Source organism: Parasphingorhabdus sp. JC815 (assembly GCF_040717415.1).
Taxonomy (GTDB): Bacteria; Pseudomonadota; Alphaproteobacteria; order Sphingomonadales; family Sphingomonadaceae; genus Parasphingorhabdus.
Genome location: NZ_JBFEFM010000001.1, coordinates 1,000,336 through 1,016,217, shown reverse-complemented (window position 1 = coordinate 1,016,217; position 15,882 = coordinate 1,000,336). Strand labels below are relative to the sequence as shown.

General features: G+C 48.0%; 19 protein-coding genes. 7 read left to right on the top strand and 12 right to left on the bottom strand.

Features of this window, described 5'->3' with window-relative positions:
* Positions 1-21 precede the first annotated feature (21 nt).
* From AB1K62_RS04925 to AB1K62_RS04910, 4 genes are all read right to left on the bottom strand, one after another.
* Positions 22-423 (bottom strand): GFA family protein, encoded by a 402-nt coding sequence (locus AB1K62_RS04925; RefSeq protein ID WP_367001715.1) that lies wholly within the window; start codon positions 421-423, stop codon positions 22-24.
* A 32-nt stretch (positions 424-455) separates the two neighbouring features.
* Positions 456-1,757, bottom strand: a complete 1,302-nt coding sequence (hslU, locus tag AB1K62_RS04920; protein WP_367001713.1) for an ATP-dependent protease ATPase subunit HslU — start codon at positions 1,755-1,757, stop codon at positions 456-458.
* Positions 1,758-1,823: 66 nt separating this feature from the next.
* A complete protein-coding gene (gene hslV / locus AB1K62_RS04915) occupies positions 1,824-2,366 on the bottom strand; it encodes an ATP-dependent protease subunit HslV (RefSeq protein ID WP_367001712.1) in 543 nt (180 codons plus the stop codon).
* Between the two features lie 188 nt (positions 2,367-2,554).
* On the bottom strand, positions 2,555-2,803 hold the full coding sequence (locus AB1K62_RS04910) for a hypothetical protein (protein ID WP_367001710.1): 249 nt from the start codon (positions 2,801-2,803) through the stop codon (positions 2,555-2,557).
* A 260-nt stretch (positions 2,804-3,063) separates the two neighbouring features.
* On the opposite strand from AB1K62_RS04910, the gene AB1K62_RS04905 reads away from it, so the two are divergent.
* Complete coding sequence (locus tag AB1K62_RS04905; protein ID WP_367001707.1) at positions 3,064-3,330, top strand: hypothetical protein; 267 nt, start codon at positions 3,064-3,066, stop codon at positions 3,328-3,330.
* A gap of 18 nt (positions 3,331-3,348) precedes the next feature.
* Here AB1K62_RS04905 and AB1K62_RS04900 read toward each other — a convergent pair whose 3' ends face one another.
* Positions 3,349-4,635, bottom strand: a complete 1,287-nt coding sequence (locus AB1K62_RS04900) for an MFS transporter (RefSeq protein ID WP_367001705.1) — start codon at positions 4,633-4,635, stop codon at positions 3,349-3,351.
* A 181-nt stretch (positions 4,636-4,816) separates the two neighbouring features.
* On the opposite strand from AB1K62_RS04900, the gene pgsA reads away from it, so the two are divergent.
* Genes pgsA through AB1K62_RS04885 form a run of 3 tightly spaced genes read left to right on the top strand, consistent with a single transcriptional unit; the run spans position 4,817 to position 6,084 of the window.
* Positions 4,817-5,368, top strand: a complete 552-nt coding sequence (pgsA, locus tag AB1K62_RS04895) for a CDP-diacylglycerol--glycerol-3-phosphate 3-phosphatidyltransferase (protein ID WP_367001702.1) — start codon at positions 4,817-4,819, stop codon at positions 5,366-5,368.
* A gap of 12 nt (positions 5,369-5,380) precedes the next feature.
* Positions 5,381-5,644 (top strand): molybdopterin converting factor subunit 1, encoded by a 264-nt coding sequence (gene moaD, locus AB1K62_RS04890; RefSeq protein ID WP_367001699.1) that lies wholly within the window; start codon positions 5,381-5,383, stop codon positions 5,642-5,644.
* Positions 5,641-6,084 carry a molybdenum cofactor biosynthesis protein MoaE gene (locus AB1K62_RS04885; protein WP_367001698.1) on the top strand — a complete coding sequence of 148 codons (444 nt, stop codon included), beginning with the start codon at positions 5,641-5,643 and terminating at the stop codon, positions 6,082-6,084. The genes moaD and AB1K62_RS04885 overlap by 4 nt, the downstream gene beginning before the upstream one ends.
* Here AB1K62_RS04885 and AB1K62_RS04880 read toward each other — a convergent pair.
* Complete coding sequence (locus AB1K62_RS04880) at positions 6,081-7,004, bottom strand: hydrogen peroxide-inducible genes activator (RefSeq protein WP_367001696.1); 924 nt, start codon at positions 7,002-7,004, stop codon at positions 6,081-6,083. The two genes, AB1K62_RS04885 and AB1K62_RS04880, sit on opposite strands and share 4 nt — an antisense overlap.
* A 152-nt stretch (positions 7,005-7,156) precedes the next feature.
* On the opposite strand from AB1K62_RS04880, the gene epsC reads away from it, so the two are divergent.
* The 3 genes from epsC to AB1K62_RS04865 all read left to right on the top strand — a co-directional run bounded on the left by epsC (position 7,157) and on the right by AB1K62_RS04865 (position 9,715).
* A complete protein-coding gene (epsC, locus tag AB1K62_RS04875) occupies positions 7,157-7,861 on the top strand; it encodes a serine O-acetyltransferase EpsC (RefSeq protein WP_367001694.1) in 705 nt (234 codons plus the stop codon).
* Entirely contained in the window at positions 7,861-8,217 is a 357-nt protein-coding gene (locus AB1K62_RS04870; RefSeq protein WP_367001692.1) for a DUF2794 domain-containing protein, read from the top strand. The genes epsC and AB1K62_RS04870 overlap by 1 nt, the downstream gene beginning before the upstream one ends.
* Positions 8,218-8,362: 145 nt before the next feature.
* Positions 8,363-9,715 carry a porin gene (locus AB1K62_RS04865; RefSeq protein WP_367001691.1) on the top strand — a complete coding sequence of 451 codons (1,353 nt, stop codon included), beginning with the start codon at positions 8,363-8,365 and terminating at the stop codon, positions 9,713-9,715.
* Between the two features lie 78 nt (positions 9,716-9,793).
* Here the strand turns inward: AB1K62_RS04865 and phoB are convergent, their stop codons facing one another.
* The 6 genes from phoB to AB1K62_RS04835 all read right to left on the bottom strand — a co-directional run bounded on the left by phoB (position 9,794) and on the right by AB1K62_RS04835 (position 15,877).
* Entirely contained in the window at positions 9,794-10,489 is a 696-nt protein-coding gene (phoB, locus tag AB1K62_RS04860) for a phosphate regulon transcriptional regulator PhoB (RefSeq protein WP_367001690.1), read from the bottom strand.
* A 4-nt stretch (positions 10,490-10,493) separates the two neighbouring features.
* Positions 10,494-11,219 (bottom strand): phosphate signaling complex protein PhoU, encoded by a 726-nt coding sequence (phoU, locus tag AB1K62_RS04855; RefSeq protein WP_367001688.1) that lies wholly within the window; start codon positions 11,217-11,219, stop codon positions 10,494-10,496.
* A 29-nt stretch (positions 11,220-11,248) separates the two neighbouring features.
* Positions 11,249-12,046: a phosphate ABC transporter ATP-binding protein PstB gene (gene pstB, locus AB1K62_RS04850; protein ID WP_367002063.1), complete on the bottom strand. Its 798-nt coding sequence runs from the start codon at positions 12,044-12,046 to the stop codon at positions 11,249-11,251.
* Between the two features lie 65 nt (positions 12,047-12,111).
* Complete coding sequence (pstA, locus tag AB1K62_RS04845; RefSeq protein WP_367001686.1) at positions 12,112-13,359, bottom strand: phosphate ABC transporter permease PstA; 1,248 nt, start codon at positions 13,357-13,359, stop codon at positions 12,112-12,114.
* A 10-nt stretch (positions 13,360-13,369) separates the two neighbouring features.
* On the bottom strand, positions 13,370-14,752 hold the full coding sequence (gene pstC / locus AB1K62_RS04840) for a phosphate ABC transporter permease subunit PstC (protein WP_367001684.1): 1,383 nt from the start codon (positions 14,750-14,752) through the stop codon (positions 13,370-13,372).
* 81 nt (positions 14,753-14,833) lie between these two features.
* Positions 14,834-15,877: a substrate-binding domain-containing protein gene (locus tag AB1K62_RS04835; protein WP_367001683.1), complete on the bottom strand. Its 1,044-nt coding sequence runs from the start codon at positions 15,875-15,877 to the stop codon at positions 14,834-14,836.
* Positions 15,878-15,882 lie beyond the last annotated feature (5 nt).

Here is a 15,882-nt window from a genome sequence, read left to right as displayed (position 1 = left end):
CTCCTGAAAATATAAGCCGACTTATTCCTGCGGCGGGAAACGGTCAAATCCGGGTATTTCATGAGCGGTTTTTTCCCATGAAATCTGTTCGCTAAGTTGAATATTCATTACCGGAGAATAGTCGTCCGGCGTATCTAGCGTAGCGGTTTTTACATCAATAAGATCGGGCAGCATCTGGTCATTTTTATAAGCAATACCCGTCCCGCAATCGGCACAAAACAAACGTTGTGCCCCGGATTGGCCATTCACGGATTTTAATTCGCCCTTCGTTAAGGTGAATGCGTCTTCCGCCATCATGATCCAGGCAACAGATGCCGCGCCGCTACTTTTCTGGCAATCACGGCAGTGACAGATGGCATGGGTGATCGGGTCGCCAGAAATTTTGTAGCGCACAGACCCGCAATAACATCCGCCCTCAGCCATCTTTCTCTCCGTCGGAGTTTGTTCAGATGTGTTTATAGCACATATTTCGACAAATCTGTATCTTTGACAACATCGGATAGCTGGCTGTCCACATAGGCAGCATCAACAGTAATAGTTTCCCCTTTTCTATCCTCGGCATCAAAGCTGATATCTTCGAGCAGTTTTTCCATTATAGTCTGCAATCGCCGCGCACCGATATTCTCTACCGATTCATTCACTTCGGCGGCTACCTGCGCCAGCTTGGCAATCGCATCGCTTGTGATCTCAACCGTGACATCTTCAGTCTCTAATAGAGCGATATATTGCTCTGGCAGATTAGCCTTGGTTTCTGTTAGAATACGGACGAAATCTTCTTCGGTAAGCGCTTGCAGCTCCACCCGGATCGGAAGGCGTCCTTGCAATTCGGGAAGCATATCACTGGGCTTGGAAATTGAAAAAGCGCCTGAAGCAATGAACAATATATGGTCGGTTTTCATCGGGCCATATTTGGTGGCGACTGTTGTGCCTTCGATCAGCGGTAACAGGTCACGTTGGACGCCCTCCCGGCTGACTGAACCGCCGCGCACGTCACTGACAGCAATCTTGTCAATTTCATCGAGGAACACAATGCCATTGGATTCCGCATCGGAAATCGCCGCACGCGCAATATCGTCATCATCGAGGCGTTTGTCTGACTCTTCCTCGATCAGCTTGTCCCACGCATCCGCAACCCGCATTTTGCGGCGCTTCATCGCGTTCTGCCCAAAAGCCTTGCCCATCATGTCAGACAGGTTGATCATGCCAACCTGACCGGACATGCCGGGGATGTCCATTGGCGCGCTAGGCGTATCTTCAACCTCGATTTCAATCTCGGTGTCATTCATGTGATTGTCGACCACTCGCTGGCGGAAGCTCTCGCGGGTTGCTTCGCTGGCATTTTCTCCGCACAATACATCTAGCAAGCGTTTCATCGCTGCCTCTGATGCTGCGTCACGCACCGCCAACCGGCGACGCTCACGCTCAAGACGGACCGCCTCCTCGGCAAGATCGCGGGCAATTTGTTCAACATCGCGGCCAACATAGCCGACTTCGGTGAATTTGGTTGCTTCGATTTTGATAAACGGAGCATCGGCCAGCTTTGCCAGACGCCGGGAAATTTCTGTCTTACCGCAACCGGTCGGCCCGATCATGAGGATGTTTTTGGGGGTTACTTCCTCGCGTAATTCAGCAGGCAATCTCTGACGCCGCCAGCGATTACGCAATGCCACGGCGACTGCTCGTTTTGCCTCTTTTTGTCCGACGATATGTTCGTCCAGCGCCTTGACAATGGCCTTGGGGGTGAGATTTTTTAACATGTTCAACCTTTGATGGAAGATAGTTGGAAAACTGTAGATAAAACTACAGATTCAGGGGGAGCGAAATTACGTTGCGCTATCGAGAATCTCGGTTGTAACCTGATCATTCGTATAGACACAGACTTCTGCCGCAATAGCCATGGCTTTGCGCGCCAGTTTTTCGGCATCTTCTTCATATTCAACCAGCGCCCTGGACGCGGCAAGCGCAAAATTACCACCGGATCCAATGGCTGCAATGCCTTCCAACGGTTCCAATACGTCGCCATTGCCAGTCAGTATCAAGGTAACATTTTTATCCGCTACGATCATCATAGCTTCCAGATTACGTAAATATTTGTCTGTACGCCAATCCTTGGCCAATTCCACAGCCGCGCGCATCAATTGGCCATTATGGCGTTCCAGCTTTGCCTCCAGACGCTCAAACAAGGTAAAAGCATCCGCTGTTGCGCCGGCAAAACCACCGATAACGGAGCCATCGTGCAGTTGACGGACTTTACGCGCATTGGGTTTCATTACGGTTTGACCCATAGAAACCTGGCCATCGCCGATAACGATTACTTTGCCATTTTTACGAACGGAGAGGATGGTGGTGCCATGCCATTGTTGCATGCCATGCTGCTGATTTTCTGTCATAAACGGGATATGGGAAATCTGTTGGGCAAGTGCAACCGTTGGAAGCACCGCAGCAATTATTTGTATCTCTTCAAGACGTCCAGAAAAAAGGGATACAAAAAAATGGATACAAAAAAAATGGCGACCAAAGGGCCGCCATCTTTAAAATATCTTACAACCTGAGCTCAGGGGCTGGTTGGTGCATCGTCGCTTCCGTCAGCGGCGATAACGATACCACCAATTACAGCGGCAGCAGCGAGAACGGCAATGATGATGCCTGATCCGCCAGCAAGTTTGCTTTCTTTGTCTGTAGATGCGCTAGCACGAACAGCTTCAGAAGCTTTAGAAACTGGCTGAACAGCCTGTGCGAACACAGGAGTTGCTACCAGTGAAGCGGCTGCAACTGCAGCCATACCAATTTTATCGAGACGCATAATTTGCTCCTTCGGGGTTTCGCATTCACTCAATAGAATTGGGGCACTGCCATAGCAATTATTTGAAATCAACCAGATTTTGCTTCATTTCGGCGCAATTATGTGACGTTGTTGCAAAGATCACACAATTGTAAATTATGTCCATTCAGACTGTTTGCCTATCGTTGTTAAGTAAAGAAATCCGTATCATTTCAAGACAATCACATAGAAAGGCCATTTTTCAATAGATTTAATGCCTAATTTTTTGTTAACAAATGGGCATGAAAGATATGCGAACCCGTTCTTTGGCGTTTCGTGATGCCCGTTTTTTCCCACTCGGTGAAGGAATTGCCGAGAGAAGCACTGGGAAAAGTTCAAGGCATCCTTTCCGAATCACCTTGTCGCATAAACTATTGGTGCAGACCGACGATCAGGCATGCTGCGAGCAAGCTGCCGCACAGCCAAAAAAATGGTTAGGCGAGGATATGAGCCTTTTTCTCCTCAGCTTTTCAGCGTTTTTTACTGCCTTTTATCTATTCATATTTTAAGCTGATTATCGGTGCTATTTAATCGCAAGCGAGATGCAGTTGCTGGCCAAGCCATGCTGCTACTACACACATAGCTGCAACTAATAATAATTGTTCAGTGGTAGAAACGCCCAGCAGATTAAGCCCTAAAGCCAATAGCGCGCCCAGCACCATACACCCAGAGTTGACTACATTATTCGCGGCAATCGTTCTGGCGGTTTCGCTAATATCAACAGTAGTTGTCAAAAAGGCATATAGCGGCACGACAAACATACCTCCAAATATCGAGACACCCGCCAATGTCCCCAATAGTGCCCATGCTCCGTCATGCATCATGAATGTGCTGAATGTGTATAGCTCTCCACCGGGCAAGCCATCCCAACTGCGGGCAATGAAGAAAAGAATAATAACGAATATGCCCATCACAAGTACGCTAAACGGTGCGTAGCGTGCTGATACTTTACTATCGAGCAAGCGGTTGATCATGATCGAGCCTACCGCAATTCCAACTGAGAAAACACCGAGAAACAGGCTGGCGACAGCAGGCGTTGCGGTTAGAACATTCTCAACCAGTGGCGGAAATTGGATGATGAGGACCGATCCGATAGTCCAGAAAAAACTTATTGCTGCAATCGCAAGATATAATGGCCGGATATGTAGTGTCGCAGAAATGAGTTTGATAGATGAACGAATAAAATTGAAATCTATTTTATCGACTGTTTTCTGGGGTGGTGCGCTTGGCAAGAAATGTGCTGCAATACGGCCAATCAAAGCGACCACAAACACCGAAATAATAGCAATCTCAACCCCTCTACCCTTACTATCAATTATAATGCCGCCCAATATTGTGCCGGCCAATATGGCAATATATGTGCCCGCCTCTACCAACCCTGTCCCGGCTAGAACTTCGTCTTTTTCAAGATGTTGTGGTAGAATTGCATATTTGATTGGTCCGAAAAAAGTGGATTGCAAACCAAGTAGGAACAAGGCCGTTAACATAACAGGAATCGATTCCATCCACAGTCCAAGACCGCCGATAATCGCAATCACAATTTCCAGTGTTTTTACAAATCTTGTAATCCGTGCCTTGTCATAATTGTCGGCCAATTGCCCGGCGAGTGACGAGAAAAGAAAAAACGGCAGAATGAAAATACCTGATGCAAGGGCGTTGAACTGAAAATCTTGCTGCGGGTTCTGATAAATTCCATATGTGACCAGAATTATCATTGAGAATTTGAACAGATTGTCATTGAACGCTCCCAGCATTTGAGTGACAAAAAGCGGCCAAAAGCGCCGTTTCGCCAATAATCGAAGTGCTGGGGTCATTTTCGGGATTTTCAGTTATTGAGCATTGTCAGACAGGATGAATTTGATCGACACCCTAACGATGTTAACTGATAGCGCAAGGCGTTGAATGTTCGAAAGTTTATGGAGGTGGGCATATTTCAAGGATAGGATTTTACTTTAGCTGAAATCTAGGTAAGGCAGCGAGCATGTTGGTAAAAATATGTTGAACCTACCAAATATATTGACCCTTTCCCGTATATTCACGGTGCCGTTTCTTGTCGGCTTATTATGGTGGCCGGATTGGAGGCTTGGTTATTTGCTGGCAACCGGTCTTTATATCTTGATGGCGATTACGGATTATTTTGACGGTTATCTTGCCCGATCTCAAGGGACAGTCTCAAGACTTGGTATTTTTCTAGATCCGATCGCGGATAAGATCATGGTCGCTTCCGTCATTCTCATCCTTTGTGCGAGCGGCGATATAGAAGGATATAGTGTCATTGCTGCGCTGGTTATTTTGCTACGCGAGATTGCGGTTTCGGGATTACGCGAGTTTTTAGCAGGGTTGCAGGTGAGTGTGCCTGTTTCCAAATTAGCCAAATGGAAAACTACATTTCAGCTTGTCTCGCTGGGCGCTCTGATTCTGGCTGGCGGATTGCCGCAGTTTTCTTTCATACAGATCGTCGGAATCACAACTCTCTGGGCGGCTGCTATTTTGACATTGATCACGGGCTGGGACTATCTTCGGGTGGGCCTGAAACATATGGATTAAATAACTGCGATTATGCCGCATCAAATCAATATAGTATATTTTGCATGGGTTAAGGAGCGGCTTGGTCGTGACCAAGAAACTGTTGCTTTTCCGGAAACCATTAAAACGGTTGAGGAGCTAGTTGAGCATCTTCGCAATATCGACGTTTCTTATTTTGATGTCTTTTCTGATCTTAAAAAGCTGCGTTTTGCATTGGACCATGATTTTGTCGGAACGGACCATTTGCTGGCGAGTGCGAAAGAGCTTGCAATATTTCCGCCGGTTACTGGCGGATGATAAAAATAGCGGTCATTACTGGCGATTTCGATGCCGGTGCCGAGATCAAATATCTTTCGGCAGATGGCGGCGGTGCGGTTAACAGCTTTCTGGGACAGGTGAGGGGGGAAGGCGACCTTGAAGCCCTCGAACTGGAACATTATCCGGCCATGACAGAGGGAGCCCTGCGGAAAATTGCCGATAAAGCTGCGGCCAAGTGGGATTTGCGGGGCATTACCATCATTCACCGTGTCGGTAGGCTGAAAGTTGGAGAGCAAATTGTTCTGGCAGCGACTTGTTCCGATCATCGGCAAGCTGCGATTGAAAGCTGCGCGTATATTATGGACCAGCTTAAAACTGTTGCGCCCTTTTGGAAAAAAGAAATATGGCGAGACGGTAGTGAAAGCTGGATAGAGGCGCGCCAGTCTGATAGGGATGCTGCTGAACGGTGGGACTGCTAGGCCGCTTTTTCAGTAACCCAGCTTTTCGTCTGCCGCATAATCTCAGCCAAAAGCTTGAACTCATCTTTTCGCGGACTATTTTTGCGCCAGACGAGTGCGATATCACGCGACGCATGTTTTGTTTTGAGCGGACGTGCAACAATGTCGGTGTGGTTCAATATCCCGCTATCAATCGCCATTCTAGGGAGCAGTGTCAGTCCCAGGCCGTTATCAACCATTTGCACCAATGTATGCAGGGATGTTCCCATCATTCGGGCTGATGCTCTTAATTCCGGGCGATTGCAGGCAGCCAGAGCATGATCTTTCAAGCAATGACCATCTTCAAGTAACAGCAAGCGGTTCTCATCAATGAGCGCAGGGTCAATGATCTTGGGCGGATTTCGGGGATCATCTTTGGGGAAAGCGACCAGGATCTCATCATCGAATAATATTTCCGATTCCACATCTCCGCATGCGAAAGGTTGAGCCAATAAAACACAATCCACATGTCCGTGACGGAGAGAATCACAAGCGGCCTGACTAGGTTCTTCTTTCAGATAGAGTTTAAGTTGCGGCCGTTCCTTGCGTAACCGGGGGAGCAGTTTGGGGAGCAGAAATGGCGCGATAGTGGGGATAACACTCATCCGGACATCGCCAACCAATGGCTGACCGGCTGAACGCGCCATATCGGTCAGTTCTTCGGCTTCGCGCAGGATTCGGTGTGATTTTTCTACCATTTTCTTGCCTAGCTCGGTGAATCGGACAACCCGGCGTGTCCGTTCGACCAAGGTGACATCAAGCAAAGTTTCCAGTTCCTTGATACCGGCAGATAACGTCGATTGCGTGACATAACAGGCTTCTGCAGCCCGCCCGAAATGACCATGGTCTTCGAGCGCTACCAAATATTGTAGCTGTTTCAATGTTGGCAGATAGTTCGTCACGATTGATTCCTTCAATGAATAAGGTTATATTAAGTCGATATGGTGATAAATACGAGAGGTAAAAGCCTTGCTCTAAATCAGTAGCAAGAAAAGACTGGAAATGTCCTCTCACCAACCCTAGTTTGATGGCTGTTAATCTACCGGAGAAGAAGATGTTTCGGGAACTGCGTGAATATCTGGATTCCGTGAAAGAGCGTGATCCTTCGCCCCGCTCCCGCTGGGAAATACTGTTATATCCGGGCGTTTGGGCTTTGGGGCTGCACCGTGTCGCCCATTGGTTATTCAATGGGGAACTTTATTTTCTGGCGCGGTTTGTTAACCATTTTGCACGGCTTATCACTGCGATTGATATTCATCCGGGTGCTAAAATTGGCAAGCATCTCTTTATTGACCATGGTTTTTCGGTCATCGGAGAAACGGCGGAAATCGGGGATAATGTTACTATTTACCAATGCGTGACCCTTGGTGGAACCAATCCTGCAAACGGGATTGGCGGCAAAAGACATCCGACGATTGATGATGATGCGATTTTGGGATCAGGGGCGCAGATATTGGGACCGATCACGGTTGGTAAAAGATCGCGCATCGGTGCTAACGCTGTAGTGACGCAAGATGTTCCGGAAGGCGCAACGATGGTTGGAGTCCGCGCACGTCCCACGTTGGTTAAGGTGGAGCAATATCAGGAAGAGTTCACACCCTATGGAACGCCTTGTAGCGAGGTGTTTGATCCTTCGACGCAAAAACTGGAAATATTACAGTGTGAAGTCGAGCAGTTGCAAAAGCGCATTGCCGCTTTCACTAAAGGTCGCAAAAATGTCGGTGAAGATAATACAGAAAGCGATAGAGATAGTGCCTAATGGGGTCCGAAATCTCTAACGTTTCTCCCTTTCCTGATCCACGAGCGTTTCCTGTCCAAGTTGGCTTTGAACGGCGGGAGATGGAACGCATTTTCAATCTTTATGGGCGAATGGTGGCCGCTGGACATTGGCGCGACTATGCGATAGACATGGGCAAGGATGCTGCAATATTTGCAGCCTTCCGGCGAGCTTCGGAACGTCCTCAAATACGTATTGAAAAACGACCCGCGAACCGGAACAAGCAAGGTCTGTGGGTATTGCATGGCGAACATGGTCAAGTTTTGAAGCGCGGCGATGATCTGGCCGCCGTTCTGGCCCCAATCGAACGCCGGTTGATGAAGTTGATCAAGAAATAGGCCTTCTGCCAAGATATTCTCTTGGTGAATCCTTGAAAAATATCCCTTGTAAAATAACTGCAATAAAAGTGACGTTTTTTCGAAACGCTTCAGCCATAGAGCCGAGTTATTATTCATCAAGAAGTTATGAAGGGCTCTTAAAAATATGAAATTGAAATTTGTTTTTGCAACCGGTGCGGCCATTTTTGCTCTGCTACCCGGTCAGGCTTTTGCAGCACCACTTTCCGAACAGGAAGCGACTGCGTTGCTAGAACGCCTGAACCAGATGGAGCAAGAGATTGTTAAGCTGCGTGGGCAATTGGATGCTGTAGAAAATGAACAACAGCAAAGTAGAAAAGTTGCTGAAGTTACAAAAGTTGATCAGTCTAAAAAGGCGACAAGCATAAAATTCAAGGGGGCTCCGGAAATCAAAACCGCTGATGGATGGAGTTTTAAGCCGCGGGGCCGGATCCTCTATGACTTTAATAATCTTTCATCCGTGCCATCCACAATCAATATACCGGGTGAGGGCTTCTCTAACGAAGCGCGGCGCGTCAGACTAGGTGTGCAAGGAAGCATTCCAGGCGGTTTCGGATATAAGCTTGAGGCCGATCTTTTGGACGGTGTCGAGATAACAGACGCTTATCTTGACTATAAAACGGATGGCTTAACGGTGAAACTTGGCCAGCATAATAATTTCCAGTCTCTGGAAGAATTGTCCAGCAGTAATGATGGTAGCTTTATCGAGCGCTCGGCCTTTACCGATGCCTTTGGTTTCCAACGTCAGGTTGGTGTTTCGGCTGCCTATCAATCCGGAGCGCTATTGCTGCAAGCCGGTGTTTTTACAGATAATATCGCTGACCTGAACGACGGAAACGACAGCATTGGACTGGATGGCCGCTTGGTATTCTCTCCAAAACTTGGAGAGGCCCAGCTTCATCTGGGTGGCTCGCTTCACTGGAAAGATCTTGGAGACAATATTGGCTCACTACGATATCGCCAGCGCCCATTGATCCATAGTGTCGATACCCGTTTTATAAATACCGGGAATATGGCAGCCGATGAACAGCTGACTTATGGATTGGAAGCGGCAATCATTGCAGGCCGGTTTCATGCTTCAGCAGAGTCTCATTGGGCAAAGGTCATCCGGTCAGGGCTAGCTAATCCGACATTTTTTGGAGGATCGGTGGAGGCCGGTATATTTCTGAGCGATGACAAGCGCGAATATAAAGGCGGCGTTTTCAAGGGCGTGAAAGTTAGCAATCCGGTAGGTTCTGGCGGTTCCGGGGCGTGGCAGATCAATGTCCGTTATGATCGGCTCGACCTTACCGATAAGACTATTATTGGAGGAACGCAGGACGGTTTTATGGCCTCGCTCATTTGGACACCGGTTAATTATGTTCGCTTCCTTTTGAACTACGGGCATCTGTCTTATGGAAATGCACTTGGTATTGTTGCCGGGGCGCCCAATGATTATTCTGTGGATGTTGTTGGAGCGCGAGCGCAAATTTCCTTCTAACTAGTGTTATTAGATCAAAGAAAAGGCCGGTTTCATCCGGCCTTTTTTATGTCTGCATAATTTGCGTATGTGATTACATCAGGCAGCCTCAGTGTCGAGGGCGTATCCCGCTGAGCGAATTGTCCGGATGATGTCAGGCTGTTGGTTGACATTTATTGCTTTGCGAAGGCGGCGAATATGTACATCTACGGTCCGTAATTCTATATCGCTATCCTGACCCCAAACGCTATCAAGCAACCGTTCACGAGAAAATACCCAATTGGGATGCTCCAGAAAATGCCGTAAGAGCCGAAACTCGGTTGGCCCTAGAGCTATTGCTTTACCGTTACGTTTGACCCTGTGACCGACAGTGTCCATCTCGACATTACCAAAAACCAGTTTTTCACCGGCCAGAGCAGGTCGCACCCGCCGTAGCACAGCTTTTACTCTGGCAATCAGCTCGCGCGGACTGAAAGGTTTAGTAATATAATCATCCGCTCCGGTTTCGAGGCCACGGATTTTATCCTCTTCCTCACCGCGTGCGGTTAGCATGATGATAGGGGTATTCGCTGTTTCTGATGAGCGGCGTAGATTTCGGCAAACTTCAATTCCGGAAAGATTCTCTATCATCCAGTCCAGTAAGATAACATCAGGGCGATGTTCTTTTACGAGTAATAAGGCTTCTTCACCGTCGGATGTATGAATGACGTTATATTCTTCTTTTTTGAAGTGCCATGATAAAAGTTCCGCCAATGCCGCATCATCTTCTACCAATAATAATTTTGCACCTGACATTTTGCTAACCCTTGTCTTGAGGTTCATCCACAAAGTCAGTGGGATTATCACCGCGGTCGCGCTCGGGCATGGGTTCTCCCCGTGCAGCGAAATATACCATTTCAGCCACATTGGTTGCATGATCGCCAATACGTTCCAGGTTTTTGGCGATGAAAAGCAGGTGCGCCGCTTCACCGATATTTTTGGGGTTTTCAATCATGAACGTGATGACGGACCGAAAAATGCTGGTGTAAAAATCATCAACAATCTGGTCCCGTTCACTCACTTCCAGAGCCAGCTCGGCATCGCGCCGTGCAAAGGCTTCTAAGGCATCACGCACCAGTTCCGATGCTACATTCGACATAGACGGAAGCAGGGAAGCTGGTTCCAATCGGTGTGTGCTGCCAATGACGGGCACGCGTTTCGCGATATTCTTTGCATAATCCCCAATGCGTTCGACCACTCCCGATATTTTGAAGGTGGCAATCAACTCGCGTAAATCATCCGCCATTGGCGCGCGCAGAGCTATGGTTTGTATAGTCAACTCGTCGATGCGTTTTTCAAGTTCATCGATTAACTTGTCTTCTTCAACAACTTCTGCAGCCAGTTCAAGATCATGTTTTGACAGCGCACGCATAGCTTTGGCTATGGCCTGTTCACTGCGACCACCAATTTCTGCAACCATTCCGCGCAGCTCGTTGATGTCGGTGTCAAAGGCTTTAACCGTATGCTCTGTGCCACTACTTGTCATTTCTCGGGTTCCTTCCATTAGCGCTTCGACTAACCGTAGCGTCCAGTAATATAGTCTCTGGTTTTCTCTTCAGTCGGATTAGTGAATATATCTGATGTAACACCATATTCGACTAATGTTCCCAGATGAAAAAATGCGGTTCGCTGCGACACACGGGCAGCTTGCTGCATATTATGTGTTACGATTACGATAGCATATTTGCCGCGTAGTTCATGAATGAGTTCTTCAATCTTCGCGGTTGCAATTGGGTCCAGTGCAGAACAGGGCTCATCCATCAGGATAACTTCCGGATCAACGGCAATCGCACGGGCAATACATAATCTTTGTTGCTGTCCCCCGGACAAGGCGGTTCCGCTGTCTTGCAAGCGGTCCTGCACTTCACCCCAAAGACCCGCGCGTTGCAGGGATGTTTCAACAATATGATCCAGTTCGTCCTTGCTGCTGGCAAGACCGTGAATACGCGGGCCATAAGCGATATTGTCATAAATTGATTTGGGAAAAGGATTAGGCTTTTGGAAAACCATCCCTACACGGGCGCGCAGTTGGACAACGTCCATCTTCGGGGCGTATATATCCTCACCTTCTAGCGCGATTTCACCTGTTACTTTGGCAATTGGGATCGTGTCATTCATCCGGTTCAAACATCGCAAGAAAGTTGACTTCCCGCATCCGGATGGACCGATAAAGGCGGTAACATTATCCATGGTGACGTCGATGGAAACATCTTTGATAGCTTGCTTTTTTCCATAGAAAACGTTCACATTTCGCGTGGTCATTTTCAACGGCCCATCACCGGCTGAGATGGCTAAGTTGGAAGGTTCGGTCATAGTTGAACTCTCAATCGGGCTTTTCTTTGAACTGGCTGTGTCTATTGTCTCTATCATATCATTTTCTACCAACGGGTCTCAAAACGATTACGCAAATAAATAGCTAAAGCGTTCATGGTTAAAAGAAACAGAAGCAATATGATGATCGCAGCAGAGGTTTTTTCAACAAATCCGCGGTTTACTTCATCGGACCATAAATAGATTTGCACGGGAAGAACCGTTGCGGGTTCCACAATCCCGCTTGGCGGCGTTGCGATAAAAGCGCGCATTCCGATCATCAACAGCGGGGCGGTTTCACCTAATGCGCGCGCCATTCCGATGATGGTGCCGGTCAGTATGCCGGGCAGCGCCAGTGGCAGGACATGATGGAATACAACCTGCATTTTACTGGCCCCGATACCCAGTGCTGCCTCTCGAATAGACGGCGGGACGGCTTTGACCGCATTACGACCAGATATAACGATAACAGGCATGGTCATAAGAGCCAGCGTCAAGCCGCCAACCAAGGCAGCAGATCGCGGTAAGCCAAAAAGATTTAGGAACACCGCAAGGCCTAACAGTCCGAAAATAATCGAAGGAACAGCAGCAAGATTGTTGATGGATACTTCGATCAGGTCGGTAAAACGGTTCTTTGGTGCATATTCTTCCAGATATAGAGCAGAAAGCACACCGATAGGAAATGCGATGATCAACGTGATGAACATCGTTATCAATGAGCCTTTCAGCGCTCCCCATATTCCAACCTGCATCGGATCGGTCGCATCGGAATTGCTCAGGAAATTCCAGTTGAATCCCGTGCTAAGCTTATCTCCCAGTTCAGCGACTTTTTTCTCTGCAAAGGGATTGCCTTTACCTTTGTAAGCGACATCAATGTCGGATTCGACAGGAAGGTGAATAATGGCTTTGGTTTCGACAATCTCAGGATTGTTGAGAATTTTCATCTTAACGGTCTGCCATCCACCGTCTGAAAACAAATCAGTGCCATTGTCATCATATTGGATTTGAACGCTGGTATTCACAATATCCTGAACGCCCAGCGTCTGCACGTTCGCGATTGCATTCTGGCCTTCAAACTGGCTAGCCGACGCGCCGCCGGTCATCGCCGGAAAATCTATTTCCACAGGCAGTTCGGTCTGGGTAAATCCGCGCAAACCATTGCCGACCATTACGATCAGCAGAAACGCCAGAAAGCTCACCGATAGGACAACCGCGCCCAGACCTATGGCTTTGAACCGCCGTTCGGATGCATAGCGCTTGCGGATGCGGTTTTGCATCGCCTCGCCCTGCCAATCGGTTGGATTACGTTCTTTCATGACAGCGCTGCTATTCATAAGCTTCCCGATATTTTTTAACGACTCTGAGCGCGATGAGGTTGAGCAGCAAAGTCACGATGAACAACACAAGTCCCAGCGCGAAAGCAGCCAGAGTTTTTGGGCTGTCAAATTCCTGATCACCAGTCAGCAACTGGACGATCTGGGTTGTTACAGTGGTCACGCTGGAAAACGGATTGGCGGTCATATTTGCCGCCAGACCAGCGGCCATAACGACGATCATAGTCTCTCCGATTGCGCGGCTTACTGCCAACAAGACACCGCCGACAACGCCTGGCAAGGCAGCCGGAATTAGAACTTTCTTGATGGTTTCGCTTTTCGTTGCCCCCATGGCGAGAGATCCGTCACGCATCGCGCCAGGCACAGCGGCAATGCTGTCATCTGCCATTGAGGAGACAAATGGGATTATCATGATGCCCATAACCACACCAGCAGCCAGCGCCGATTCCGATGATGCGTTGGAAATGCCGATAAAAACCGCAAAGTCGCGCAAGGCGGGAGCGACAGTTAATGCTGCGAAATAGCCATAAACTACTGTTGGAACCCCTGCGAGAACTTCCAATATCGGTTTCATCCATGCCCGGAACTTGGGCGCAGCATATTGGGTGAGATAAACCGCACTCATCAAACCGAGTGGGATAGCCACGATCATCGCAATGATGGCGCCAATAAAAACAGTACCCCAAAAAAGCGGAATGGCACCAAATCCGCTTTCTCCACGGGGGCCAGCGACAGATTTCGGATTCCATTCGGTTCCGAATAAAAAGTCCAGCGGTGATACCATGGAAAAGAAGCGCGCCGATTCAAATACCAGCGAAACAAATATACCGACCGTGGTGATTGTGGCGATTAGTGAAGCAAAAAGTAGCGCCATCATTGTGACCCGCTCTATCTTCGTACGCGCTCTAAGGTCTGGTTTTAGCCGAAGCCAGGCAAAGGCACCGCAGGAAAACACCAGAAGTAGAACCGCAATCGTGCCAAGCATTCCATAATAGGACAGGGCAGCTTTGTAAGGCTGAACCATAGTCATGGATAAAGGATTAAACGCTTGTGTCTGCTGTTCTAATGCGATCAAACGGGCTTCAGCAAGTATCGCTCCACGGGCAAACGGGTCTTGCGGTAGTTGCTCAGCAGCCGGACTGGTTAAAGCTGCATCGGTGATTAGTGCCGGGCTAGCAATATTCCAAATGACAAGAAATAGCAGAGCCGGGCCAATTGCCCATAAGGCAACATACCAGCCATGATAGCTAGGCAGTGAATGAACGGCATGCTTATTTGGGCTGTTTATTGAAAAGCGCCTCGCTTTGACGCGGCCAAAAAACCAGGAAACACCACCAAGTAAGATGATCAGCAGGAAGAGAATGGAGCCTGTCACGGTATAAAACCTGATCCTTGATTAGAGATTTGTGTAATCATATGCGGGCTACAAAATAGCAGCCCGCATTCCAATAACTTATTATTTCAATTCAGTACCGGATAATGTTGGAAGATTTTTTACAACCTCCGTCGTTCTGGTACGGATATTTTCAGGTGAAGCGATTAACCCGGCCTTTGCCAAATAACCATCATTTCCTCCCGCACTGGCAAATTCAGTTAGATAATCCTGAAGTCCCGGAATAACGCCGACATGCTGTTTTTTGGCATATATATAGAGCGGGCGTGCACCCGGATACTCCCCTGATGCGATCGCATCATAAGTAGGTTGAACGCCGGAAACCGCGATCCCGCGAACAGAATTGCTATTCTCTTCCAGAAAACTATATCCAAAAATACCCAAACTATTGGGGTTTGCTTTTAGTTTCTGGACAATCAGATTGTCATTTTCACCAGTGTCGACATAGGCTCCGTCGGTACGAATATCGTGACAAATACTTTCATATTCGTCTTTGTTTTTATCTTTCAATGCCTTGGTTTCAGGGTCCGTTTTGCAGCCCACTTCCATGATCAATTCGGTCAATGCATCACGCGTCCCGGATGTTGATGGTGGACCGTAAATATTAATAGCAATGTTGGGGAGTGATGGGTCAATATCTGACCAGTTTTCAGTTTTATTTTCTTTGCCGAATGGCCGCTCGGCAATGGCTCGGTAAATATGCTTTGGTGTTAGGTTAATTGCCGGGCCTTTAATGGATTGTGCAACGGCAATTCCGTCAATACCTATCTGAATTTCAACAATGTCCGTTACACCATTTGTTTTACACATTTCAAATTCGGACTTTTTCATACGTCGTGAAGCGTTGACAATATCAGGTGTATTCGCCCCAATACCCGCGCAAAAAAGCTTCATTCCGCCGCCGGTACCAGTAGATTCCAGGATAGGCGACGTATTTGCACTGTTCACACTATATTTTTCAGCAACCGCTTTAGCGAAAGGAAAGACTGTTGAGGAACCAACGATTCTGATTTCATTACGCGAGCCGCCCTGACCACCCGAGGCCTGATCCTGACATGCTGTCAGAGCTAGTGTGGATGCCGCTAAAAGGACGATTTTTTTTAACATTATTC